Here is a 23,135-nt window from a genome sequence, read left to right on the forward strand (position 1 = left end):
ATACATAGGTCTTAAAGAGCAAACCCGGAGAACTGAAACATCTAAGTACCCGGAGGAAAGGACAGCAATAGCGACTCCCCTAGTAGCGGCGAGCGAACGGGGACCAGCCGAGCCCAATAAGTGACCAGAATGCGTTGGGAAGCGCAGCCATAGCGGGTGACAGCCCCGTATGGGAAGCTTTGAGGGACGTATCAAGTAGGGCGGAACACGTGAAATTCTGTCTGAAGATCGGAGGACCACCTTCGAAGGCTAAGTACTCCTTACTGACCGATAGCGAACCAGTACCGTGAGGGAAAGGTGAAAAGCACCCCGACGAGGGGAGTGAAACAGTACCTGAAACCGAACGCCTACAATCAGTCGGAGGGGCATAAGCCCTGACGGCGTACCTTTTGTATAATGGGTCATCGACTTGGTCTATCTAGCAAGCTTAAGCCGTTAGGTGTAGGCGCAGCGAAAGCGAGTCTTAATAGGGCGTTGAGTTAGATGGATCAGACCCGAAACCGAGTGATCTAGGCATGACCAGGATGAAGGTTGGGTAACACCAACTGGAGGTCCGAACCCACACCTGTTGAAAAAGGTCGGGATGAGTTGTGCCTAGGGGTGAAAGGCCAATCAAACTCGGAGATAGCTGGTTCTCTGCGAAATCTATTTAGGTAGAGCGTCATCCGAATACCCTCGGGGGTAGAGCACTGGATGGGTAATGGGGCCCCACAGGCTTACTGATCCTAACCAAACTCCGAATACCGAGGAGTACTAGATGGCAGACAGACGGCGGATGCTAACGTCCGTCGTCGAGAGGGAAACAACCCTGACCTCCGGCTAAGGCCCCCAATTCATGGCTAAGTGGGAAAGCAGGTGGGACGACCAAAACAACCAGGAGGTTGGCTTAGAAGCAGCCATCCTTTAAAGATAGCGTAACAGCTCACTGGTCTAAATAAGTTGTCCTGCGGCGAAGATGTAACGGGGCTCAAGCCATGAGCCGAAGCCGAGGATGCCGTAAGGCATGGTAGCAGAGCGTAGTGTGACATGGTTTCTATCCTCTTTAGTGTCCTTCGGGACACCATGGAGGAGAAGAAATCTTCGATGAAGCGGGCCTGTGAGGGATCCCGTGGAGAGATCACTAGTGAGAATGATGACATGAGTAGCGATAAAGGGTGTGAGAGACACCCTCGCCGAAAGTCCAAGGGTTCCTGCTTAAAGCTAATCTGAGCAGGGTAAGCCGACCCCTAAGGCGAGGCCGAAAGGCGTAGTCGATGGGAACCAGGTTAATATTCCTGGGCCAGATGGAAGTGACGGATCTCAAAGGTTGTTCGTTCTTATCGGATTGAACGGGCCGCTCAGAGGTTCCTGGAAATAGCTCCATCGCTAGATCGTACCCGAAACCGACACAGGTGGACTGGTAGAGAATACCAAGGCGCTTGAGAGAACTATGTTGAAGGAACTCGGCAAAATACCTCCGTAAGTTCGCGAGAAGGAGGCCCGGTTTCTAGGCAACTAGAGGCTGGGGGCACAAACCAGGGGGTGGCGACTGTTTACTAAAAACACAGGGCTCTGCGAAGTCGCAAGACGACGTATAGGGTCTGACGCCTGCCCGGTGCCTGAAGGTTAAAAGGAGGGGTGAGAGCTCTGAATTGAAGCCCAGGTAAACGGCGGCCGTAACTATAACGGTCCTAAGGTAGCGAAATTCCTTGTCGGGTAAGTTCCGACCTGCACGAATGGCGTAACGACTTCCCCGCTGTCTCCAACATAGACTCAGCGAAATTGAATTGCCTGTCAAGATGCAGGCTTCCCGCGGTTAGACGGAAAGACCCCGTGCACCTTTACTATAGCTTCGCACTGGCATCAGGATTGTGATGTGCAGGATAGGTGGTAGGCTTTGAAGCAGGGACGCTAGTCCCTGTGGAGCCTCCCTTGAGATACCACCCTTCGCACTCTTGATGTCTAACCGCGGCCCGTTATCCGGGTCCGGGACCCTGCGTGGTGGGTAGTTTGACTGGGGCGGTCGCCTCCTAAAGCGTAACGGAGGCGCGCGAAGGTTGGCTCAGAGCGGTCGGAAATCGCTCGTTGAGTGCAATGGCAGAAGCCAGCCTGACTGCGAGACTGACAAGTCGAGCAGAGTCGAAAGACGGCCATAGTGATCCGGTGGTCCCAAGTGGGAGGGCCATCGCTCAACGGATAAAAGGTACGCCGGGGATAACAGGCTGATACTGCCCAAGAGTCCATATCGACGGCAGTGTTTGGCACCTCGATGTCGGCTCATCTCATCCTGGGGCTGGAGCAGGTCCCAAGGGTACGGCTGTTCGCCGTTTAAAGAGGTACGTGAGCTGGGTTTAGAACGTCGTGAGACAGTTCGGTCCCTATCTGCCGTGGGTGTAGGATACTTGAGAGGAGTTGCCCCTAGTACGAGAGGACCGGGGTGAACGAACCACTGGTGGACCTGTTGTGGCGCCAGCCGCAGTGCAGGGTAGCTATGTTCGGACAGGATAACCGCTGAAGGCATCTAAGCGGGAAGCCCCCCTCAAAACAAGGTATCCCTGAGGGCCGTGGTAGACCACCACGTCGATAGGCCGGAGATGTAAGCGCAGCAATGCGTTCAGTTGACCGGTACTAATGGCCCGATAGGCTTGATTTGATCCAGTAATAGCAAGACTGTTACAGAACAAATCAAAAGCATACACAAAACACAGAGTACTGACTTGGAAACCAATCCCCAACCGGAGCAAGACGGTTGGGGATACCCGTCCTCAACTAGCCGATAGGCGATAGGACAAAAAATGTCCTCAAGTAGCCCTCCGGGCGGTAGGACAAACATAACGAGGCTTTTTCCCGGTTTGGTGGCCATAGCACAAGCGAAACACCCGGTCCCATCCCGAACCCGGCCGTTAAGCGCTGTCGCGCCAATGGTACTGCGTCTCAAGACGTGGGAGAGTAGGTCGCTGCCAAACCTGGTAAAAGCCTCGTAAAACTCATGTATCTCTCAAAAACGATCAAACCCTATTCCCATAAAATAGGCGTCAAAAAACAGCGCACAAACATGCGCCGCAAAATAGTCCGAAAACCAATACCAAATCAGGACTATACACCGTCGCGGGATGGAGCAGCCCGGTAGCTCGTCAGGCTCATAACCTGAAGGTCGTAGGTTCAAATCCTACTCCCGCAACCAACGCCGCAAAATAGTCCGAAAACCAATACCAAATCAGGACTATACACCGTCGCGGGATGGAGCAGCCCGGTAGCTCGTCAGGCTCATAACCTGAAGGTCGTAGGTTCAAATCCTACTCCCGCAACCAACAAGAACGTACCGCCACCCTCAGGGGTGGCGTTCTTGTTTGTACCAAGCGCCAAAATCCCTGCCAATGCCCCTACTAACGTCACGTCTGTCTCACCCCGCTTGATACCAGCGCGCACCTCGATGCGGTCAACGAGACTGCGGATGGATGTCATCGCCTCCTCGCGGGTGTCTTCGCCTGACAGCAGCAGCGCCAGTTCACCGACCTTCTTCCGGTACAGCTCCGCATAATTAGGATGAAAATCCACGACCGGTGAAATTGCGGTCCGTTTCTGTTGGGCGAGAATGTGCGCCTTGCGGTCCTCTAGCTTCGTGAGTTCTGAACGGACGGAGTCTGGTGCCCCATCTCCAGACGTAATGAAGGCGATAAGGCGAGCGATGCCGCGCTCCACGTCCGCCAACTCCTTTGTGAAATCGCTCTGTGTGCTCTGCTGGGCCTTCTTCAGGCGTCCAAGTTCGGCCTTCAGTTCGGTCGTGAACTCAGCGATCAAAGCATCATTGCCCTACAAGGATTCGACGCAAGCCGTCCAGCACGCGGTTCTCGACCTCTGCGGCGGCGATGCCAAAGGCCGCCTCGCAGGTGCCTTTCTCGCGGCGTGCCGCGCAATAGTAGCGATCCTTGCGGGCGATGGTCATATTGCCGCCGCAGCAGCCGCATTTTACCAGTCCAGTGAGCAGGCGTTTCTTTGTTTGACGCTTGTTCCCGGCGTGGCTGGCATACCGTGACTTGAGCGTTTGTGCCTTTTGCCAAGTATCATCGTCAATGATCCGAAGATCAGGCACATCCGTGGTTATCCAGTCTCCGGCTGGGTTCACTCGCGACTGTCTTTTGCCGCTATCGGGGTCTTTTACGAAGCGTTGCCGGTTCCAGACGAGACGTCCGATATACATCTCGTTGTTAAGGATGCCATTGCGCCGCTGTCGGCTACCGTGAATCGTCGAGGCATTCCAGTCCCCTCCGCGTGGGCTCGGAAAACCATCCCGGTTTAACCCGGCTGCGATCTTTCGGGCTGACTGCCCCGAAACATACTCCAAGAAAATACGTGCGATGACTTCGGCTTCTGCGGGTACAATCTCACGTTCCCCAGTAGCGGCAGTGCCATCAGCCAGCAGGCGGCGCACCACACGATAGCCATATGAGGTGCCCCTAGATTTGTAGACGCTTTGCTTGGTAATTTTGGAACCAAGGAGAAGCGCGGATGTCATCGCAGAAACGGTTTACGGACGAGTTCAAAAGGGACGCTGTGGCGCAGGTTGTTGATCGAGCTGCAAGGCAGGACGTTTTCGACTACATCGAGATGTTCTACAACCCAAAGCGCAAGCACACGAACAACGGCATGCTGTCACCCGTTGACTTCGAAACCAGACAGCAGAAACTGAACGAAGCAGGTGTCTAGGAAACTAGGGGCACCTCAGAATATCAATGCTCACTTCCTGCGCACTGCGGCCGTTCGTGATCTTCGCCGCGAACTTCCGCTTCCCGCCCCTTGTGAAGGCGACCTGTGGCTCGACGTGCCCGGCCCTGAGCGGCCGTTCATCGCCGGTAGCATGTCGCATTGCAGCGCCACTGAACTGGCTACTGGCACCCAGGTTTTCCACAGTATCGCGCGTCAATAGCCGACGTTATTCTGACTAACTCCGCTCTTCACCTATGCGGCAGCAGGACAGTTGTTTCACTTCAAGTCAAAACGCGCGCCTTCCATGCTGCAAAGCTCTCTACCGGCCTATTTTTGACAAGCGTATATGCGGCTTGATGCGCTGTTACCCCGGCCGGGGCGAGATCGGTCTCCGGGACTGGCCATCCGAGCTTAGTCCCACAACTGAAAAATGCCTCCACATCAGCTCTTTCCGCTTGGGGTATTGAAAAACGCATGGGGCTGTCGCTTTGCGCTAGAATCCTATCGTGAATTATCTTCATCCAGGCTTGGTTCCGCGCGCAGTTATGTTGTTCATAGGGTTCGCTATCGATCGCATCGAGAACCGCCTTGGCCAGCAGCAAAAGCGCTGACGCGCGGTCAAGGTCGGGTTGTTCCACAAGCCATTCCACAAACGGCACAAGCCCGGCCGCGCCGCTTTCCGACCACGCGACAGTGATGCAGACCTCATGCCACATGTCAGGGCCTTGCACGCGCAGCCAATCCGTCAAAGCGGCATCTGCCACCGGGCTAACGCGCTCTTGCGACCATCTTTGCTTCTGATCCATCATGCTGTCCCGTTCTGTGGCGGCTTGCTCAACCGTCTCGACTCGCCGAGAAAGCCGCCCTCGCCAGTTCGACCGGATTGCATCGGCCGCCTCCCGCTGTTTGCGGATCATGATGCGGCGTGCTTTTTGGAATTCGACGTCCCCGAATTCGGCAGCTGCCACGAAAAACTCCAAGCGACCCAGTTTTTTGATCGTCAGGGACTTCATGTGGTCGCGCAGGAACACATCCAGTGTCAGCCCATCAAGAGCATCGGCACCCAACTCGTTCACGAACAAGAAGAGCGCCACCAGAGGGTCCGCTTCCAGGCTCGTTTCAGATCCGACCCTCGTCTTCAGGCGACCGCCTGTGAATACCGGAATTCTATTTGTTATAACAATCACGCCGTCGGCGTAGATCTGACGCGGCGCCAATTCAAGAGATTTCAGCTCGCGCTTAATCACCGCCTCCGCCTTCGACTGGCGCAGTGTGAGGAAAAGAGCCCATGAAAGAAAGATCGAGATGAATAGCACAAGGCCAGATACAAGGATATGGATCATTTTCGGACACTGCATTCCAACATGAACGGGGAACTTATGTGGTGTTTCTGTCAACAATATGACACCATCGACTTGCGGGTTCTGCCGACTTCGCCTTGGTGCCGCTCTACCCGCGAGCGGCCGCTGTCCGCCCCGATTGCGATTTTTTGGTCAGACCGCACAGGTCAAAACAGGTAGGTTACGGCGGCTGCGCCCTCCCGCAACCAAAATACAATACTTTGCATAATCTCCTGTTCAAGGGAGGTTTTTTGCTGTCCGAGCTTCCCCTCCCCACCAAGGCTCAGCGCCAAGATGCCCGCAAGTGTGACGTGAAGGTGGACAGACATCCGCCCAGTGGTGGGGTCTGGATGCAGCACGCTCTTCTCGATCAGGCCACGGATCGCCTCTTTGGCCTCCAGCATGTGTTCCCAGGCGGCGCAATGGCGGGGGCTCAAGGCGAAGCCATCCGGGCGCAATGTCGATCTGCACGAGAGGTGAATAAGCTGCTTCCGATTGAACGCGTGGTATCGCTCCTCAAATACGCAGGTGCCAGCCTCGGTGCCTCCGGTGGCGCGGTAGGTGGCTTTTTTCAATCGTGTTGAATAAATACCAACTGTATGGTATGTATCAACTATGCCAAGGCCAACCAAGCAATACCCCGAGCGCGGCGATGCGCGTACCCGCCTTCTGGAAGCCGCGCGCGACGTGATCCGCCGTAAGGGCTTTGCCGCAACCTCAGTCGATGACCTGTGCCAGTCGGCCGGTGTCACGAAGGGTGCGTTCTTCCATCACTTCAAGACGAAGGACGCGCTCGGTGTGGCGGCAGCGAATTTCTGGGCCGAGACAACCAGCGCACTATTTGCGAGCGCGCCTTACCATGAGCCGGACGATCCGCTGGACAGGGTTCTGGCCTATCTGGATTTCCGCAGAGCCATCATTGGCGGCGAGACCTTTGAATACACCTGCCTCGTCGGGACCATGACGCAGGAGGTGTATGACAGCGCGCCCTCGATCCGGGATGCCTGCGCCGCCAGCATTTTTGGCCATGCCGCCACGCTGGAGGCCGACATCGAAGCGGCCAGAGCGCAGCGCGGGATTGACGCGGACTGGACTGCCGCGAGCCTTGCCCGCCACACACAGGCGGTCCTTCAAGGCGGCTTCATCCTCGCCAAGGCCACCGGAGACTCGGACCTGGCCCGTGAGAGCGTTGACCACCTGGTCCGCTATGTGCGCGGCCTGTTCGGGCTGGGGCCAAATACATCCGAAATCAGCAAGGGGGAGAGATGATCATGACCCGCCAGCAGATCACCGTGGAAACGACCGTTTCCGTTTCTGTGGAAGAGGCCTGGAGTGCCTATACGACCCCGGATGACATCACACAGTGGAATTTCGCAAACGACGACTGGTGCTGCCCGCGCGTCGAAAGCGATCTGCGCCCAGGCGGCAAGTATATCGCTCGCATGGAGGCGAAGGACGGCAGTATGGGTTTCGACTTCCAGGGAACCTACGAGAAGATCGAGCTACACAAGGAACTCTCACTTGTTCTCGATGACGGCCGAGTGTCCCGCACGACCTTCACCGAAAACAGTGGCAAGACCAATGTCGCTACCACGTTCGACGCCGAGACACGGAACCCAACCGACATGCAGCGCGACGGGTGGCAGGCAATCCTGAACAATTTCAAGGCCCACGTAGACGGAAAGTAGGGCTGAATTGCGTGCGGGGCGGTCCGGCTTTGATGCTGCACCCCAAACCACTACACGGGAGAACAGAACAATGGAACATGCCTCGAAAGTTCGCACCTGCCTCTGGTTCGAGAAGGGCGGACATGATGCCGCGCAGGAATACGTTGCGCTCGTGCCAGATAGTCGGATCGAAGCCGTACGCGAGAACGGCCAGCCGAACGATCCGATGATTGTCGAGTTCACACTGGCCGGTGCGCCCATGATGATTCTGACGGCAGGGCCACACCACAAGTTGACGCCCGCCGTCTCGATCAGCGTGTTGACCGAGGATCAGGACGAGACAGACCGGCTTTGGGATGCCCTGACTGGAAATGGAGGCGAGGCCGGGCCTTGCGGTTGGCTCGTGGATCGCTTTGGTGTGTCCTGGCAGATCGTGCCGAAGCGGATGCCGGACCTGTTGGCCAGTGACGATCCGGGCGTGGTGGTCCGTGTGAGCGAGGCCATGATGCGGATGGGCAAGATCGACATTGCCGCCCTCGATGCTGTTGCCGCGAAGGGGCCAGCTCATGGGTGAGACAACACGCATCGCTTGCAAATGCGGCCAGACCCGCCTTGAAGTCGAGGGCAAGCCCATCAAAAGCGTCGAATGCTGCTGCACATCTTGCCGCGAAGCAGCAGACCGGATGCAGCGCCTTGAGGGCGCGCCCAGAACCGTTACGGATCATGGCACGACGCCCTTCGTCATGTATCGCAAGGATCGCGTGCGGTTTCTTGCGGGGGCCGACACCTTGGCCGGGTTCCGCTTGTCGCCTGAGGCCTCAAGCAGGCGGGTGATCGCTACCTGCTGCAACACGCCAGTCTATTTGGAGTTCAAGGGCGGTCATTGGCTGAGCTTCTACAGTGGACTTTGGCCGGCCGGCACAAAGCCTGCGCCCACGATGCGTACGATGACCTCGGATCTGCCGGAAGGTAGCACTCTGCCAGACGACATCCCCAACGCCAAGAAGCATAGCCTTGGCTTCTTCGCCAAGCTCTTCGGGGCTTGGGTCGCCATGGGGTTCCGTAGCCCGAAAACGCCCAATACGGGAGAGATCAATGTCTGACACCGACGAGAAGATCGAAATCGAGAGCATCACATCGCCGAACCACGTCCAACGGGTGAACAAGGCGAAATTCTTGGCCATGCGCGACGCCTTGCTTCCGGTGCTGCCGTCCGAGGGCCCCGGCATGACTGTCGCCGAGGCGAAAGCCGCCTTGCTGCCAAACCTGTCGCAGGAGTTATTTCCCGGCGGTGAGAAGGCAGGCTGGTGGTTGAAGGCCGTGCAGCTCGATCTTGAAGCCAAGGGCGTGATCGCGCGTGACGGCAAGAGGCCGGTGCGGTTGGTCAGAACGGGGAAATGAGCCAGATGCGATTGGACATCGCGCATGGTCGCCATGCCCAAAGCGACATCGCCAAACCCGACATTGCTGCGACGTGCAGCATCCGTGACGTCGCGCCCATGCCGTCATTCTCTGCTGGGCAGCATCACCGGTTAATGCGAGGTCTTAACTGTCACAAACGTCCCTAAACTGACACGCGCTGTCCTCGTCGGCACTGCGGCGCGGGGTTACCGAGGCGGCCATTCGGGACTCGGCGTGGACTCATCTTGGTTCCAAAACTACCAAGCAAAGCGCCTGCAAATCTCGGGCCCCTCAAACGGCGGATCACCCATCGGGTCATGCAACTGGTCTACATCAAGAAAGAGAGCTTTGCCCTCGAGCCGTACTGCTGCGGCGCTTACTGTCGTCTCTTCCTCTGGTGTCTTTGCAAGTGCGTACCAGGCCGGCAATCGAACAGGCCGAATGCCCAGGTTATCGGGCGGTGCGAAGACGTAGGATGAGACTTCGTAGCGCCTGCGACGAAAATCCGTGCGGCCAGTCCAACGAGCATAGATTCAACTAAATGTTCGTCCGCATCAAGACCTCGACACGGATCCGCTCTTGTGAACCTTTTGCGACGCGCTTGTCGGTGATGGCCTTGAGTTTCCGGACCGCACTTCGCACAAGGTGCCCCGGATCCTGTGCAATAACTGCGTCCAGTTTGCCTTCTCGCAGTGCGGTCTCGGTAAATGGTGTTCTTTCATGGACAATCTTGATGAGGCTCGATGTGCCGCCAATCCCGTTGAGGATCGTCAACGGGATGCGCGCCTCGGATGACAAGATGTAGACGCCCACCAGATCGGGGTTGTTCTTGAGCGCATTCTGGATGACCTGCTCGGCGCGGGCTTCATCCCCGTAGGTCTCTAGCGAGGGGAGAGCGGTGAGATGTGGGAAATACCGGTTGAGTTCTGCGTCAAACCCAATACGCCGCTCGAGGCTGTCCCGCGATCGCATGCTTTCCGAGATTACGAGAACTGCGCCATGGGCACGAGCACTGAACCGACCGATGAGCGTTGCCGCTGTGGCACCTGCGGCGGTGTGGTTGGTGCCGACCCAGTGTTCTTCCATGCTGGACTGGTCGGCGATGAAGGGCAGGGCCGCGACGCCGCGCTGTTGCAGCCGGTAGATCGCATCGCGAACCTGAGGGGATTCCGGCGCCATGATCGCTACGCCGGTTGTCTCGCTTGCATCAAGGGTTGCGAGGAACGCGGAAATGCTATGGGGGTCGTTTTCGTTGATATGCTCGGCATCGCACCAGATGAGGTCGGCGGCGAAGGTTTCGTTGGCTTCGTTGATGTGGCGAATGATCTCTTCTAGGAACAGATCGCCAGAGCGGGGCAGGGCAAATACGAACCGGTAGCGTTGTGATCGCGCGAGATTGGCGGCTTGGATATTCCGGACGAATCCGAGCTCTTCGATCGCCTTGTTTACGCGATCGACGGTGTGCTTTTTGACGCCCTCGCGATTGTTGAGTACCCGATCAACGGTCGCGCGACTAACCCCGGCAGCCTTGGCGAGATCTTTTGTCGTCGGTCTTTGCATGATGTCCTTGGCGTTGATCAGCGCGAATTTCATGAACTTATCAGACCCTTGTTCTGCCACAATAGCGGCTTTCGACGACGCTTCAAAGTACTGCATAGCTCAAAATGAGGCAGGTGTCTCAAAAATATCTTGCAGTGAGGCACGTGTCTCATTTAGCAATATTGCGAGCGAGAGTCGTGGCGGGGAGCCGCGCCCGCCATAACTGGGAGGAGTTACCCGATGAGAAAGACCCTGTTCACCACGGCTGCGGCGGGTGCAATTGTTGCATCCGGTGTGGCGACAACCGCTATGGCCGAGGACCTGACCCTGTGTTGGGCCGCATGGGACCCTGCGAATGCGCTGATCGAGCTGTCCAAGGATTTCGAGGCGCAATCCGGCCACACCATGAGCTTTGAATTCGTGCCATGGACCAGCTTTGCTGATCGTATGTTGAACGAGCTGAACTCGGGCGGGCAGCTGTGTGATCTGATGATCGGTGACAGCCAGTGGATCGGCGGCGGTTCCGAGAACGGCCATTACGTCAAGCTCAACGATTTCTTTGAGGCCAACGGGATCAGCATGGATGATTTTTTGCCGGCCACCGTGACGGGCTATGCCGAATGGCCCAAGGGCACGCCGAACTACTATGCGCTGCCTGCTTATGCAGACGTTGTGGGCTGGACCTATCGCAAGGACTGGTTCGAGCGCCCCGAGCTTCAGGCTGAATTCATGGAAAAACACGGCCGCGCACTGGATGTTCCGGCCTCGCTTGAGGAATTGCGCGACATCGCCGCATTCTTCCAGGGGCGCGAGATTGACGGCACGACCGTTTACGGCGCTGCGATCTACACCGAGCGCGGGTCCGAAGGGATCACGATGGGCGTGACGAATGTGCTCTATAACTACGGGTTCGAATATGAAAACCCAGAAAAGCCCTATGACCTCGAGGGGTTCGTGAACTCGGCAGGGGCGGTCGCCGGTCTGGAGCTTTACAAAGAAATTTACGACACAGGCACCCCTCCGGGATCGTCGAACTGGTATATGGGCGAGAACATCGACGCCTATCGCTCGGGGCAGGTCGCGATGCAGATGAACTTTGCTTTCATCTGGCCGGGTGTTGAAGCGGATGAAAACGTGGGCGGCGGCAAATCAGGCTATTTCCCGAACCCCGCAGGGCCAGCAGGCCAGTTCGCGCAGTTGGGCGGGCAGGGTATTTCGGTGGTGGCGTATTCCCAGAAACAGGACGCGGCGCTGGAATACATCAAGTGGTTCGCACAGCCTGAAATCCAGCAGCGCTGGTGGGATCTGGGCGGCGCACCAGCACTGCGCGCGGTCGTTGAGGCCGAGGACTTTGCGGCCAGCCAGCCCTATGCACAGGCGTTTCTGGACAGCATGGCCATCGTCAAGGATTTCTGGGCCGAACCTGCCTATGCGGACCTGCTGATCCCGATGCAGGAGCGGATGCACAACTACGTCATTGCCGGCGAAGGCACAGCGCAAGAGGCGCTTGACGGCCTGGTGCGTGACTGGACCGAAGTGTTCGAGGACGAAGGCAAGCTGTAATCCTCCTCTCTGTCGGGCGCCCTTCCTGAGGGGGTGGACGACGTATGCTCCAGCCGATCTGCGGATTGGCTGGACCACCCTTCATGGACATTTGCGAGGGGGTTCACCTCGCGAAAAGGACACACACCATGACACTTCCCCCCATGGAAAGAGTGGCGGCAAAAACGCCCGACGGCATCGCGAAACGCATTCGCGGCCTGTCTGACCGGACCATCGCCTGGATCTTCGTGGCGCCTACGATTTTTCTATTGCTGGCCGTCAATATCTTTCCGCTGATCTGGACGATCCGGCTGAGCTTTACCGATTTTCGCGTCAACCGCCCCAATAACGATGTGGAGTGGGTCGGCTTGCGCAATTACGAGCGCATTCTGAGCGACCCTGACGTCTGGAACACGATGCAGGCGACGGCGCATTTCCTGATCTGGACGATCGCGCTACAGGTGCTGATCGGCTTTACCCTCGCTTATCTGATCAACAAGAAGTTCAGGGGTAACGACATGTGGACGACGATCATCGTATTCCCGATGATGCTGTCGCCCGCTGTGGTCGGCAATTTCTGGACGTTCCTTTATCAGCCGCAGATCGGTTTGTTCAATTACGTGGTCGCGTTCTTTACCGGTGCTGATCCGGCCAGTTTTTCGATGATCGGCGATGTCAATCTGGCCCCTTGGGCGATCATTATTGCCGACACATGGATGTGGACACCCTTTGTGATGCTGATCTGTCTGGCGGGGTTGCGATCCATTCCCGACAGTATCTATGAGGCAGCCGAGTGCGACCGCGCGAGCAAATGGCGGCAGTTTTGGACCATTACCCTGCCGATGGCCTTGCCGTTCCTGATGCTGGCCGTTCTGTTCCGCGGGATCGAGAATTTCAAGATGTTCGATCTGGTGGTGCAGCTTACAGGCGGCGGGCCGGGGAATACGACCACGCTGACCTCGATTGATCTGAAACGGGAAGCCTTTGAGAAATGGCGCACGGGCTATTCCTCGGCCTATGCGGTGATCCTGTTCGTGACCGTCTTCGGCCTTGCCAGCATCTATGTCAAAGCCCTGAACAAGGTGAAAGAAAGATGAGCTTTTCCGTCACAGAACCGACAAAGGGCACCAAGTGGTTCGCCGGAATTCTGGTCGTTACCTATGCCTGCATCACCCTCGTTCCGCTGCTTTGGATCATTGCGACGGGTTTCAAATCGCCCACGGATTCAATCGCCTATCCGCCGGTCGTGGTGTTCGAGCCGACGCTGGAAGGATATGTCAACCTGTTCACCGACCGGACCCGCGCTACCGAGGATATGCTTGAAGCCGCTGGTCCTGCCGAGACATGGTATGACCAGATTGCGCGGGATCGTGGCACGGTTATTTCCGGCCCGTCGCGCTATGGTGAGCGGTTTCTGAATTCGGTCATCATCGGGTTCGGCTCGACCGCGCTGTGCATGATCCTTGGCACGATGGCGGCCTATGCATTCAGCCGGTTCAAGGTGCCGCTGAAGGATGATCTGCTTTTCTTTATCCTCTCGACGCGGATGATGCCGCCCATTGCGGTCGCGATCCCGATTTTTCTGATGTTTCGGACGCTGGGGCTGAATGACACGCATCTTGGAATGATCCTGCTTTATACAGCGGTCAACCTTTCGCTGTCGGTCTGGCTGCTCAAGGGCTTCATTGATGAAATTCCTATCGAATACGAAGAAGCAGCCCTGATCGACGGCTACACACGGTTTCAGGCATTCTACAAGGTGGTGTTGCCGCAGGCGGCCACAGGCATCGCATCAACGGCGATCTTCTGTCTGATCTTTGCGTGGAATGAATATGCCTTTGCGGTTCTGCTGACCTCGGGCACTGCGCAAACCGCGCCACCGTTCATTCCGACCATCATCGGGACAAGTGGCAAGGACTGGCCTGCCGTTGCGGCGGGGGCGACGATCTTTCTCGTGCCGGTCATGGTCTTCACCATCCTGTTGCGCAAGCACCTGCTGCGCGGGATCACATTCGGAGCGGTCCGCAAATGATGAACATCATCTACCGCCTGCTGCGGTTTCGCCGTGGCCCCTGGGAAATGCTGGCAACCATTCTGATTGCACTTGGGGTCATCATGCTGATGCAGCCCTTCGCGATTGGCCTTTATAGCTATTCGTTCATTGTCACCCTTGTCGGCACGGTGATGTTCATCATCGTCAGCCATTTCCCGGAGTAATCATGGCACAGATACGAATAGAAAACGTGCGCAAGGACTTCGGAGCGTTCAATGCTGTAAAGTCGTCAACATTCACCATCGAGGACGGCGAGTTCTTTATGCTGCTGGGGCCCTCGGGCTGTGGCAAGACCACGACGCTGCGGATGATGGCGGGACTTGAGCTGCCGACCTCTGGCGAGATTTACATCGACAATGAAGAGGTCGGGATGAAGCCCGCGTCCCAGCGCGATATCGCCTTTGTGTTCCAGATGTTCGCGCTCTATCCGCATATGAACGTCGGTAAGAACATCAGCTATCCGCTAAGGTCCCAAGGGATGCCCAAGGCCCAGATAAAGAAGAAGGTTGACGAGATTGCCGAGATCCTCGGCATTACGGACATTCTGAACAAGCCTGTCGGCGGTTTGTCCGGTGGCGACCGGCAGCGGGTGGCGCTTGGGCGGGCGATCGTCCGCGATCCAAAGGCGTTCTTCATGGACGAACCGTTGGGCGCACTGGATGCAGAGTTTCGCGAGCATATGTCCAAGGAATTGCGCGCCCTACATGACCGGATGAGCGCGACCACGGTTTATGTGACGCATGACCAGCTTGAAGCCATGCAGATGGGTGACAAGATCGTGGTGATGAACCACGGTGTTGTTGAACAGTTCGGCGTACCGCAAGATATCTACGACTGGCCCGCGACAAAGTTCGTGGCAGCGTTTATCGGATCGCCACCGATGAACTTCCTCGAATTCAACGGAATGGTCGGCAAGGGCGGAACCGAGGTTCGGCTGAATGATGTGGCTCTGGCTGTGCCCGCCAGCCTTGACGGTGCCAATGGCGCGCTGACGTTCGGGGTGCGCCCCGAGCATGTGAGACTGGACGATGCAGCCCCTTACCGCGGGCGCGTCAAGGCAACCGAATACCTCGGCACCACCCAGATCGTCACCTTGGAGACCGCCAACGGCGAGGTCAAAGCCCGCGTGGCCAGTTCGGACCGGATCAGTGCGGGCGACCAGACCGGACTGGCGTTCGATGCGCGCACGATCACGCTGTTTAATGCAGACACCGGTGCCGCGCTGCGCTCGCAAGCCAATCAAGGAGTGCTGTTCCGTGGCTGAAGTGACCTTAAAGGGGATTTCCAAATCCTTTGGCGCCCAAATGGCCCTTGATGAAGTGACCATGACCATTCCAGACGGAGCCTTTGTGGTACTGCTCGGGCCAACCGGCGCAGGCAAGACGACGACGCTGCGGATGGTCTCTGGTCTGGACAAGCCTGACAGCGGATCGGTGACCATCGGGGGCCGCGATGTGACCACGCTCACGCCTGCCCAGCGGGATGTGGCGATGGTGTTCCAGCAGTATTCGCTCTATCCGCATCTGACGGTGCGCCAGAACCTTGAGTTTCCTTTGAAATCTCCGATCCTAAAGACCCCTCAGGCAGAGATTGATCGCAAGGTAGGCGCGGTCGCGGAGGTCCTGCAAATCAGTCACAAGCTTGACAACAAGGCCACCGCCTTGTCGGGGGGCGAGATGCAGCGCGTTTCGATTGGGCGGGCGTTGGTTCGGGAACCGTCGGTCTATCTGATGGACGAGCCGCTAAGTTCGCTTGATGCGAAATTGCGTTCTGACCTGCGTATCGAGTTGAAAAGCATTCAGGCCGATTCAGGTGCAACCATGCTTTATGTGACCCATGACCAGACCGAAGCCATGACCATGGCCACGCATGTGGGGGTCCTGGACAGCGGCAAGCTGGTCCAATTTGGTAGCCCGCGCGAGATATATGAAAACCCCGTGAGCGTGTATGCCGCCAGCCGTCTGGGTCAGCCGCGCATCAATGTGTTGCCGTCAGACGTGTTCGGTGGGGCTCCGCGCGGGGCGGCCCAGATCGGTCTGCGCCCCGAGCAGATCGTGCAGGGCGAGGGCGAGGACAGTTTTGTGCAGCGGGTCGAACACCTTGGTGACCAGACGCGCCTGCATCTGAAGTTCAAGTCGCACGACCTGATCACGGTTACGGATGCCCATACGACGCTCAAGGAAGGCGACATCATCCAGATCCGCCCGAACAACCCCTTCTTTTTTGACGCCTCTGGCGCTCGCATATCCTAGGAGATTCACCATGAAACATTTTATCAATGAAAAGCACGACATGGTGACCGAAGCGATCGACGGCACGATTGCGGCTTCGGGGGGCAAGCTGACGCGGTTGGATGGCTATCCGCATATCCGCGTGGTGGTGCGGTCCGATTGGGACAAATCCAAGGTTGCGCTGGTTTCGGGCGGCGGTTCGGGCCACGAACCTGCCCACGCGGGCTTTGTGGGCGAGGGCATGTTGACGGCAGCGGTCTGCGGCGACGTGTTTGCCTCGCCTTCGGTGGATGCTGTTCTGGCGGCGATCCTTGCGGTGACCGGGCCGGCGGGGTGTCTGCTTATCGTCAAGAATTACACGGGCGACCGGCTGAACTTTGGTCTGGCGGCGGAGCGGGCGCGGGCCTTTGGCCACAAGGTCAGCGTGGTGATCGTGGATGATGATGTCGCCTTGCCGAACCTGCCACAGGCGCGCGGCCTTGCGGGGACGTTGTTTGTCCACAAGATCGTGGGGGCGATGGCCGAAGGGGGGGCCAACCTAGAGGCCTGCACGATTGCCGCCAAGCGGGTGATTGCAGGCTCGCGCAGTATCGGGCTTTCGCTTGATACCTGTTCGGTTCCCGGATCGCTGAAAGAAGACCGTATTCCATTTGGCATGGCCGAGCTTGGGCTGGGTATTCATGGCGAAGCTGGTGTGGCGCAAGTCGCCTCCGCGGGCGCAGCGGATGCGATTGCCAAGATGATTGAGGCTCTTGTTGCGGATATGCCAAGGACGCCACATGTGGCGCTGATCAACAACCTTGGCGGGGCGTCCTGCCTTGAAATGGCGATTCTGACCAATAATCTGCTTGGCTCGGAGATTGGCCAGTATATTCGGCTGGTCGTTGGTCCCAGCGCGATGATGACGGCGCTCGATATGCACGGATTTTCGATTTCGCTATGCGAACTCGCGGACGGAGACGAAGGGTTCCTGAAAGCGCCTGCCAAGGTGACGGGCTGGCCGGGGTGTAACAGCGTGACAGCGCCTGCCGTTTTACCGCTGCCGGATGGCTTGACCCCGATCCGCGCGCCGGCGTCAGCACATGCGCCGACACGGGAATTTCTGACCGATTGCTGCAAGGTGCTGATCGCAGCCGAGAACGATCTGAACCTTCTCGATGCGAAATCCGGGGATGGGGATACAGGCTCGACTCTGGCTGGTGCGGCAAGGGCGTTGATTGATGCGATGGACCGGCTGCCCTTGGCCGATCACACGCAGCTTTACCGTGCGATCGGGCTGGAGCTGAGCCAGACCATGGGCGGATCGTCGGGGGTGCTGCTTGCGATTTTCTTTGCGGCAGCGGGGGATGCGTCATCGTCGGGGATGACGATGCGGGATGCGCTGATGGCGGGCCTTGACCGGATGCGCCAGATCGGTGGTGCCAACCCTGGCGACCGGACGATGGTCGATGCCTTGCTGCCCGCGCTGAATGCACTGAGTGCTGGTTTGCCGCAAGCGGCTGCTGCGGCGCGCAAGGGGGCGAAATACACCGCGACGCTGACATCGGCAAAGGCTGGCCGTGCGAGCTATATCAATGCCGAGCAACTGGAGGGCCATATCGATCCGGGTGCCGAGGCTGTCGCCCGTTTGTTCGAGCATCTGGCCAGCTGAAAAGGGCGACATCACGCCGAGCAATTACCTCGCCCGTTTGGGAGCTTGATCGCTATGTGGCGGGGTTTTTGATCGGTAATTGGCGTTTCCGATGACGAGAGTCTGTGCGGCACCCGCAACGACTTCTTCGTTGATTCAGGCGATGCGACGAGCAAACTGCGAGATCAACCGTTACCTCGTCTCCATGCGCGGGATAATCCTGCAGCCGCCGACATCGCCAGCCGTGACGTCGTGGAGACTGCAATTCACAGTCTGGGTAGATGCCGATTGGCGTCAAGCTGCCGGATAGAATCCACCCGCCAGAAACATTTCGCTCACTGGTTTGAACCGAAACTTCACGCCCGGGCGACCAGTGCTTTTCGAATTCACGGCTATCCCTCCTGAATTTTCCTGTCTCAGGATAGTGGCACCACACGGATTGAGGCAGAACCCCAAAAGGTAGCTTGTCTCAAAGCTATGTTAGCGCTAACACTTGCCGCAGATAAGGAGGAAAAAAAGCATGACCACCAGACTCGCAATCAACGGATTTGGGCGGATTGGACGTTGTGTCCTGCGCGCCTTGATACATGGCCGTCCCCTGAAGTTGGCGAGCTGAGGGAATGGTCTCTCGCGTCATCCCAGTATCATCCTTTGATCTGGTCATTTTCGGGGCCACTGGCGATCTGGCACAGCGCAAGATCCTGCCGGGTCTTTTCCGCCGCTTTTCAGTTGGCCAGATGCCGAGAGACGCGCGCATCATTGCCACGGCCCGGTCAGAAATTGATACGGACATGTTCCGGGCTGATCTCAGGACAAGCCTCGCCGAGTTTGCGCCATGCATTTCGGGCGATGCGGAAATGCTGGACCAGTTCCTTGCGACGATTGTTTACATTCATCTTGATGTAATGAGCCAAGAGGGCTGGTCCGAATTGGTCGGATTGCTGCGCGGATCAGCGGTGCGCGCCTTCTATCTGTCGGTCTCCACTTCCCTTTTCGGCACTATCGCATCCAGGCTGAGCAGCTATGGGGCCGTAACACCTGAGAGCCGCATCGTCGTTGAAAAACCCTTCGGAAATGACCTGGCCATTGCACGGGCACTCAACGCGGATTTGCGTCAGGGTTTCGAGGAAAGCCAAATCTATCGCATCGACCACTATCTGGGAAAAGAAACGGTGCAGAACTTGATGGCTCTGCGCTTTGCCAATGCGCTGTGGGAGCCGCTTTGGAATTCGACACACATCGACCATGTTCAGATCACCGTGGCCGAGAGTCTCGGTGTCGAGGGGCGTGGTGAGTATTACAATCGTGCCGGTGCGATGCGGGACATGGTTCAGAACCACCTCATGCAGCTCTTGTGTTTGACGGCAATGGAACCGCCGTCGAGATTTGAGCCGAACGCCGTGCGTGACGAGAAGGTAAAGGTGATCGAGGCGCTCGCACCTGCCAAGCCTCAGGAAATCGTGCGGGGACAGTATCGGGACAAAGAGGGTCAGGGCAGCTACCGCGAGCATGCGGGCGATCCGACCTCGCGAACAGAGAGTTTCGTGGCGATGAAAGTTGCTATCGCCAACTGGCGATGGGCTGGAACGCCTTTCTACCTCCGCACCGGAAAGAGATTGCGCGCGCGGACTTCGGAGATCGCCGTTGTGTTTCGCGAGCCCCCGCACATGATTTTCCCCGAGATGGAAAACCGACGCAGCAATCAAATGATCATACACCTTCAGCCGGACGAGGGCATCACGCTGCACAATACCATCAAGGAGCCGGGTCCTGGTGGTTTCCGCCTTGCGGAGGTAACGTTGGACATGACCTTTGCAAATGCGCTGGGGGGCCAGACCGATTCACAGGACGCCTATGAGCGTTTGATCATGGATGTCATCCGTGGCGACCAGACGCTCTTTATGCGCGGCGACGAGGTCGAGGCGGCGTGGGCCTGGGTCGACCCTATTATCGCGCGCTGGGAAGAGGCGCGTCATGCACCCGAGCCCTATGATGCAGGCGGTTCGGGCCCCGAAGAGGCCCTGATGCTGATGCATCGGGATGGTCGGCGCTGGCGCGAGATTGGCCGAGTGGAGGACAAATGACTCTCAATTCAACTATCGAAGCCGTAACGGACCGGATCATCGCACGCAGTTCCGAGACACGCGACGCCTACCTGAAGCGCATGCGCGCGGCGCAGTCAAAGGGGCCGGCCCGGTCGCACTTGGCTTGCAGCGGTCAGGCTCATGCCTATGCCGCCGCCGAAAGCGACAAGGCGCGCTTGGTCGAGGACGTCTCAGGCAACCTCGGAATCGTAACGGCCTATAACGATATGCTCTCTGCACATCAGCCCTTCGCCACCTACCCGGACATCATCAAGCATGCTGTGCGCGAAATCGGCGGCACGGCGCAAGTTGCGGGCGGCGTACCGGCGATGTGCGATGGTGTCACTCAGGGCGAAGCCGGCATGGAGCTTAGTCTCTTCTCGCGTGACGTGATCGCGCTCGCCGCATCGGTCGCGCTCAGCCACAACACTTATGACGCGGCGGTTTTTCTGGGTGTCTGCGACAAGATCGTACCAGGCCTTTTGATCGCTGCGCAGGCCTTTGGCCATTTACCCGCTGTTTTTCTGCCCGCAGGCCCCATGACAAGTGGCTTACCCAATGACGAGAAGTCCAAGGTGCGCCAACGCTTTGCCGCTGGCGAAGTCGACCGCGCCGCGCTCATGGAAGCCGAGATGGCGGCCTATCACGGCCCAGGAACCTGCACTTTCTACGGCACGGCCAACACCAACCAGATGCTGATGGAGTTCATGGGGCTACATCTGCCGGGTGCCAGCTTTGTGACACCGAACACGCCCCTGCGCGCTGCTCTCACAGCCGAAGGCGCAAAGCGCGCACTCTCGCTCAGCGCGCTGGGTGAGAGCTATACGCCCGTCTGCGATATTCTAAGCGAAAAGGCCTTTGTAAACGGGATCGTCGGGCTTAATGCTACGGGCGGCTCGACCAACCTTCTCATTCACCTGATCGCCATGGCCCGCGCCGGCGGGATCATCCTTGATTGGGAAGATTTCTCCGATCTTTCCGAAGTCACACCGCTTATCGCGCGGGTCTATCCCAACGGGCTGGCTGACGTGAACCATTTTCACGCCGCAGGCGGGCTTGGCTACATGATCGGCGAGCTTCTCGGCGCTGGCCTTCTACATCCCGATACCAAGACAGTGGCAGGCGAGGGCCTTGAGCATTACACGACAGAGCCAAAGCTCGCCGACGGCATATTGAGCTGGCAACCCGGCGCTCGCAAAAGTCTCGATGACAGAATTCTGCGCACCGTGGCCGACCCGTTCCAGCTCACAGGGGGGCTCGCGCGCCTCTCGGGCAATCTTGGCACAGCGGTGATGAAAGTCTCGGCGGTGGCGCCTGAGCACCAGATCGTTCAAGCGCCCGTGCGGGTGTTTCATGACCAGAACGATGTGAAGGCCGCCTTCAAGGCCGGCGAGCTGACGGGCGATCTTGTGGTTGTCATGCGCTTTCAGGGGCCCAAGGCAAACGGCATGCCAGAGCTTCACAGCCTTACCCCGATCCTGTCGATCCTTCAGGGACGCGGCCAGAAGGTGGCGCTGGTCACAGATGGGCGCATGTCGGGTGCCTCAGGAAAGGTCCCCTCGGCAATCCATGTCAGCCCCGAAGCGCTTGATGGTGGCCTGATTGCCAAGCTCAAGGATGGCGATATCCTGCGCGTCGATGCCACGACAGGGGTGCTTCAATGCCTCACCGAAGGGGTGGGGGAACGCCCCGCAGCAGCACCCGATCTGAGCAGCAATCATCACGGACTCGGCCGCGAGCTTTTTGCAGCCTTCCGGCGCAGTGTCGGCACGGCCGATAAGGGCGCATCTATTTTTGGAGAGTAAACCTTGACCCTGTCCCCCAAAGACGCCAGCCGCCAGACCCGCGCGCTCTGCGAACTCGCCCCGATCGTGCCTGTTCTTGTGATCAACGATGCCGCCGCCGCCCGCCCTCTGGCAGAGGCTCTTGTGGCCGGGGGCCTACCTGTTCTTGAGGTGACCCTGCGCACCCCTGCCGCGCTTGATGCGATCCGCGCCATGGCGCAGGTTAGAGGCGGTCATGTCGGCGCGGGCACATTGGTTACCCCCGATGATGTGCGCGCCGCCAAAGCCGCAGGTGCAACCTTCGGTGTCGCCCCGGGCGCTACCGAAAAGCTTCTCGCCGCCTGCGAAGCCGAAGGGCTGCCGCTCCTCCCCGGTGCGGCCACGGCAAGCGAGGCAATGGCCCTTCTAGAGCGTGGCTATGACACGCTCAAGTTCTTCCCCGCCGAGACGTCGGGCGGCGTAGCCGCTCTCAAAGCCATCGGTGCGCCTTTGCCGCAGATTTCGTTTTGCCCTACGGGCGGGATCAACCCCGACAATGCGCCAAGCTATCTGTCGCTTTCCAATGTCGTCTGCGCCGGTGGCAGTTGGGTCGCACCTGAAGCTCTCGTCGCCATGGGCAAATGGGACGAAATCGAAGAGCTCGCCCGTGAAGCTGCCAAATTGAGAGCCGCACTCTGACAGATATCTGGAACAGGCTGAAAGACAACCAGACCGCAAAAGCCGCGCTCTTCAGCGATGTGGTCAATATCGGCATCGGCAGCTCCAAACTTGGCCCCGCCATGGCAACGCTCTCTCTTGCGCCCTATCACGACGGCCCGCGCTGCCATTTTGTCGCCAACATCGACAGCATCGACGTTCCGCAGGGTTTGATGCAAAGCACCCCTGCGGTGACTGGGCAGATTGCGTGCCTCGTTTCCGGGTCCCGAACCGGCTTCAGGATTTGGTGCCTCACGGCCAGCGTCCTGCAAACTCAGGTGAACGACGGCATGCCCGAAATCACATCAAGCCGAAACAACGGTGCTGGCGCACCGCTTACGAAAATGCTCCCCCTTGAACGAGAGCATATTGCGTCCTTCGATGGGCGCTGCGGCAGGGGAGAGCCATCAATCCTTCAGGATACACGGATCAAGAACAGACGTTTGCGATCGACCATTCGGTAGCGATGCGCGTTTTGAGTG

The 23,135-nt window shown here is 58.1% G+C and carries 19 protein-coding genes, 2 tRNA genes, 2 rRNA genes and 2 pseudogenes (1 of these 25 only partly in view); 21 read left to right on the plus strand and 4 right to left on the minus strand.

Going from position 1 to position 23,135, the window contains the following annotated elements; genetic code table 11:
* The 4 genes from GC127_RS11715 to GC127_RS11730 form a co-directional block, all read left to right on the plus strand.
* Nucleotides 1-2,632, plus strand: a 23S ribosomal RNA gene (locus GC127_RS11715); it begins 198 nt to the left of the window's first position.
* Nucleotides 2,633-2,830: 198 nt separating this feature from the next.
* Nucleotides 2,831-2,945, plus strand: a 5S ribosomal RNA gene (rrf, locus tag GC127_RS11720).
* Between the two features lie 141 nt (nucleotides 2,946-3,086).
* Nucleotides 3,087-3,163 (plus strand) — tRNA-Met (locus GC127_RS11725).
* Between the two features lie 50 nt (nucleotides 3,164-3,213).
* Nucleotides 3,214-3,290 (plus strand) — tRNA-Met (locus GC127_RS11730).
* Between the two features lie 494 nt (nucleotides 3,291-3,784).
* Here GC127_RS11730 and GC127_RS11735 read toward each other — a convergent pair.
* A complete protein-coding gene (locus GC127_RS11735; protein ID WP_151978211.1) occupies nucleotides 3,785-4,495 on the minus strand; it encodes a recombinase family protein in 711 nt (236 codons plus the stop codon).
* 62 nt (nucleotides 4,496-4,557) lie between these two features.
* Here GC127_RS11735 and GC127_RS11740 point away from each other — a divergent pair.
* Nucleotides 4,558-4,686 (plus strand): annotated as a pseudogene (locus tag GC127_RS11740) (IS3 family transposase); the annotation flags it as partial.
* Between the two features lie 281 nt (nucleotides 4,687-4,967).
* Here GC127_RS11740 and GC127_RS11745 read toward each other — a convergent pair.
* Nucleotides 4,968-6,029 carry a hypothetical protein gene (locus tag GC127_RS11745; RefSeq protein WP_151978213.1) on the minus strand — a complete coding sequence of 354 codons (1,062 nt, stop codon included), beginning with the start codon at nucleotides 6,027-6,029 and terminating at the stop codon, nucleotides 4,968-4,970.
* A gap of 164 nt (nucleotides 6,030-6,193) precedes the next feature.
* On the minus strand, nucleotides 6,194-6,658 hold the full coding sequence (locus GC127_RS11750; protein WP_217524489.1) for a hypothetical protein: 465 nt from the start codon (nucleotides 6,656-6,658) through the stop codon (nucleotides 6,194-6,196).
* On the opposite strand from GC127_RS11750, the gene GC127_RS11755 reads away from it, so the two are divergent.
* The 5 genes from GC127_RS11755 to GC127_RS11775 all read left to right on the plus strand — a co-directional run bounded on the left by GC127_RS11755 (nucleotide 6,642) and on the right by GC127_RS11775 (nucleotide 9,094).
* Nucleotides 6,642-7,295, plus strand: coding sequence for a TetR/AcrR family transcriptional regulator (locus GC127_RS11755; RefSeq protein WP_151978218.1), 654 nt, complete (start codon nucleotides 6,642-6,644; stop codon nucleotides 7,293-7,295). The two genes, GC127_RS11750 and GC127_RS11755, sit on opposite strands and share 17 nt — an antisense overlap.
* Nucleotides 7,292-7,714: an SRPBCC family protein gene (locus GC127_RS11760; protein ID WP_151978220.1), complete on the plus strand. Its 423-nt coding sequence runs from the start codon at nucleotides 7,292-7,294 to the stop codon at nucleotides 7,712-7,714. The genes GC127_RS11755 and GC127_RS11760 overlap by 4 nt, the downstream gene beginning before the upstream one ends.
* 70 nt (nucleotides 7,715-7,784) lie before the next feature.
* A complete protein-coding gene (locus GC127_RS11765; protein WP_151978222.1) occupies nucleotides 7,785-8,267 on the plus strand; it encodes a VOC family protein in 483 nt (160 codons plus the stop codon).
* On the plus strand, nucleotides 8,260-8,796 hold the full coding sequence (locus GC127_RS11770) for a GFA family protein (RefSeq protein WP_151978224.1): 537 nt from the start codon (nucleotides 8,260-8,262) through the stop codon (nucleotides 8,794-8,796). Before GC127_RS11765 ends, GC127_RS11770 begins: the two co-directional genes overlap by 8 nt.
* Nucleotides 8,789-9,094, plus strand: a complete 306-nt coding sequence (locus GC127_RS11775) for a hypothetical protein (protein ID WP_151978226.1) — start codon at nucleotides 8,789-8,791, stop codon at nucleotides 9,092-9,094. The genes GC127_RS11770 and GC127_RS11775 overlap by 8 nt, the downstream gene beginning before the upstream one ends.
* A gap of 537 nt (nucleotides 9,095-9,631) precedes the next feature.
* On the opposite strand, the gene GC127_RS11780 is transcribed toward GC127_RS11775, so the two are convergent.
* Nucleotides 9,632-10,687, minus strand: a complete 1,056-nt coding sequence (locus GC127_RS11780) for a LacI family DNA-binding transcriptional regulator (protein ID WP_254700089.1) — start codon at nucleotides 10,685-10,687, stop codon at nucleotides 9,632-9,634.
* Between the two features lie 186 nt (nucleotides 10,688-10,873).
* On the opposite strand from GC127_RS11780, the gene GC127_RS11785 reads away from it, so the two are divergent.
* From GC127_RS11785 to GC127_RS11840, 11 genes and pseudogenes are all read left to right on the plus strand, one after another.
* Complete coding sequence (locus GC127_RS11785) at nucleotides 10,874-12,196, plus strand: ABC transporter substrate-binding protein (protein ID WP_151978230.1); 1,323 nt, start codon at nucleotides 10,874-10,876, stop codon at nucleotides 12,194-12,196.
* A 128-nt stretch (nucleotides 12,197-12,324) separates the two neighbouring features.
* On the plus strand, nucleotides 12,325-13,272 hold the full coding sequence (locus GC127_RS11790) for a carbohydrate ABC transporter permease (RefSeq protein WP_151978232.1): 948 nt from the start codon (nucleotides 12,325-12,327) through the stop codon (nucleotides 13,270-13,272).
* The gene (locus tag GC127_RS11795) at nucleotides 13,269-14,207 is read left to right on the plus strand and encodes a carbohydrate ABC transporter permease (RefSeq protein ID WP_008281709.1); all 939 of its coding nucleotides are present in this window, start codon (nucleotides 13,269-13,271) and stop codon (nucleotides 14,205-14,207) included. The genes GC127_RS11790 and GC127_RS11795 overlap by 4 nt, the downstream gene beginning before the upstream one ends.
* A complete protein-coding gene (locus tag GC127_RS11800; RefSeq protein WP_081507684.1) occupies nucleotides 14,204-14,392 on the plus strand; it encodes a hypothetical protein in 189 nt (62 codons plus the stop codon). Before GC127_RS11795 ends, GC127_RS11800 begins: the two co-directional genes overlap by 4 nt.
* A gap of 2 nt (nucleotides 14,393-14,394) precedes the next feature.
* On the plus strand, nucleotides 14,395-15,492 hold the full coding sequence (locus tag GC127_RS11805; protein WP_151978234.1) for an ABC transporter ATP-binding protein: 1,098 nt from the start codon (nucleotides 14,395-14,397) through the stop codon (nucleotides 15,490-15,492).
* Nucleotides 15,485-16,480, plus strand: a complete 996-nt coding sequence (locus GC127_RS11810; RefSeq protein WP_151978236.1) for an ABC transporter ATP-binding protein — start codon at nucleotides 15,485-15,487, stop codon at nucleotides 16,478-16,480. The genes GC127_RS11805 and GC127_RS11810 overlap by 8 nt, the downstream gene beginning before the upstream one ends.
* A 10-nt stretch (nucleotides 16,481-16,490) precedes the next feature.
* Nucleotides 16,491-18,110, plus strand: a complete 1,620-nt coding sequence (locus GC127_RS11815) for a dihydroxyacetone kinase subunit DhaK (RefSeq protein ID WP_151978238.1) — start codon at nucleotides 16,491-16,493, stop codon at nucleotides 18,108-18,110.
* Nucleotides 18,111-18,709: 599 nt separating this feature from the next.
* Nucleotides 18,710-20,173, plus strand: a complete 1,464-nt coding sequence (gene zwf, locus GC127_RS11825) for a glucose-6-phosphate dehydrogenase (protein ID WP_151978240.1) — start codon at nucleotides 18,710-18,712, stop codon at nucleotides 20,171-20,173.
* Nucleotides 20,170-21,978 carry a phosphogluconate dehydratase gene (gene edd / locus GC127_RS11830; protein WP_151978243.1) on the plus strand — a complete coding sequence of 603 codons (1,809 nt, stop codon included), beginning with the start codon at nucleotides 20,170-20,172 and terminating at the stop codon, nucleotides 21,976-21,978. The genes zwf and edd overlap by 4 nt, the downstream gene beginning before the upstream one ends.
* 3 nt (nucleotides 21,979-21,981) lie before the next feature.
* Nucleotides 21,982-22,635 (plus strand): bifunctional 4-hydroxy-2-oxoglutarate aldolase/2-dehydro-3-deoxy-phosphogluconate aldolase, encoded by a 654-nt coding sequence (eda, locus tag GC127_RS11835; protein ID WP_151978245.1) that lies wholly within the window; start codon nucleotides 21,982-21,984, stop codon nucleotides 22,633-22,635.
* A 50-nt stretch (nucleotides 22,636-22,685) separates the two neighbouring features.
* Nucleotides 22,686-22,802, plus strand: a pseudogene (locus GC127_RS11840) (hypothetical protein); the annotation flags it as partial.
* Nucleotides 22,803-23,135 lie beyond the last annotated feature (333 nt).

It is taken from the genome of Roseovarius sp. EC-HK134 (assembly GCF_902498815.1).
GTDB classification, from domain to species: Bacteria; Pseudomonadota; Alphaproteobacteria; order Rhodobacterales; family Rhodobacteraceae; genus Roseovarius; species Roseovarius mucosus_A.

Excerpts from the sequence above, each read along its gene's own strand:
- GC127_RS11735 (WP_151978211.1), bottom strand. The coding sequence starts at position 4,495 with ATGACATCCGCGCTTCTCCTTGGTTCCAAAATTACCAAGCAAAGCGTC.
- GC127_RS11745 (WP_151978213.1), bottom strand. The coding sequence starts at position 6,029 with ATGATCCATATCCTTGTATCTGGCCTTGTGCTATTCATCTCGATCTTT.
- GC127_RS11755 (WP_151978218.1), top strand. The coding sequence starts at position 6,642 with ATGCCAAGGCCAACCAAGCAATACCCCGAGCGCGGCGATGCGCGTACC.
- GC127_RS11760 (WP_151978220.1), top strand. The coding sequence starts at position 7,292 with ATGATCATGACCCGCCAGCAGATCACCGTGGAAACGACCGTTTCCGTT.
- GC127_RS11765 (WP_151978222.1), top strand. The coding sequence starts at position 7,785 with ATGGAACATGCCTCGAAAGTTCGCACCTGCCTCTGGTTCGAGAAGGGC.
- GC127_RS11770 (WP_151978224.1), top strand. The coding sequence starts at position 8,260 with ATGGGTGAGACAACACGCATCGCTTGCAAATGCGGCCAGACCCGCCTT.
- GC127_RS11775 (WP_151978226.1), top strand. The coding sequence starts at position 8,789 with ATGTCTGACACCGACGAGAAGATCGAAATCGAGAGCATCACATCGCCG.
- GC127_RS11780 (WP_254700089.1), bottom strand. The coding sequence starts at position 10,687 with ATGAAATTCGCGCTGATCAACGCCAAGGACATCATGCAAAGACCGACG.
- GC127_RS11785 (WP_151978230.1), top strand. The coding sequence starts at position 10,874 with ATGAGAAAGACCCTGTTCACCACGGCTGCGGCGGGTGCAATTGTTGCA.
- GC127_RS11790 (WP_151978232.1), top strand. The coding sequence starts at position 12,325 with ATGACACTTCCCCCCATGGAAAGAGTGGCGGCAAAAACGCCCGACGGC.
- GC127_RS11795 (WP_008281709.1), top strand. The coding sequence starts at position 13,269 with ATGAGCTTTTCCGTCACAGAACCGACAAAGGGCACCAAGTGGTTCGCC.
- GC127_RS11800 (WP_081507684.1), top strand. The coding sequence starts at position 14,204 with ATGATGAACATCATCTACCGCCTGCTGCGGTTTCGCCGTGGCCCCTGG.
- GC127_RS11805 (WP_151978234.1), top strand. The coding sequence starts at position 14,395 with ATGGCACAGATACGAATAGAAAACGTGCGCAAGGACTTCGGAGCGTTC.
- GC127_RS11815 (WP_151978238.1), top strand. The coding sequence starts at position 16,491 with ATGAAACATTTTATCAATGAAAAGCACGACATGGTGACCGAAGCGATC.
- zwf (WP_151978240.1), top strand. The coding sequence starts at position 18,710 with ATGGTCTCTCGCGTCATCCCAGTATCATCCTTTGATCTGGTCATTTTC.
- edd (WP_151978243.1), top strand. The coding sequence starts at position 20,170 with ATGACTCTCAATTCAACTATCGAAGCCGTAACGGACCGGATCATCGCA.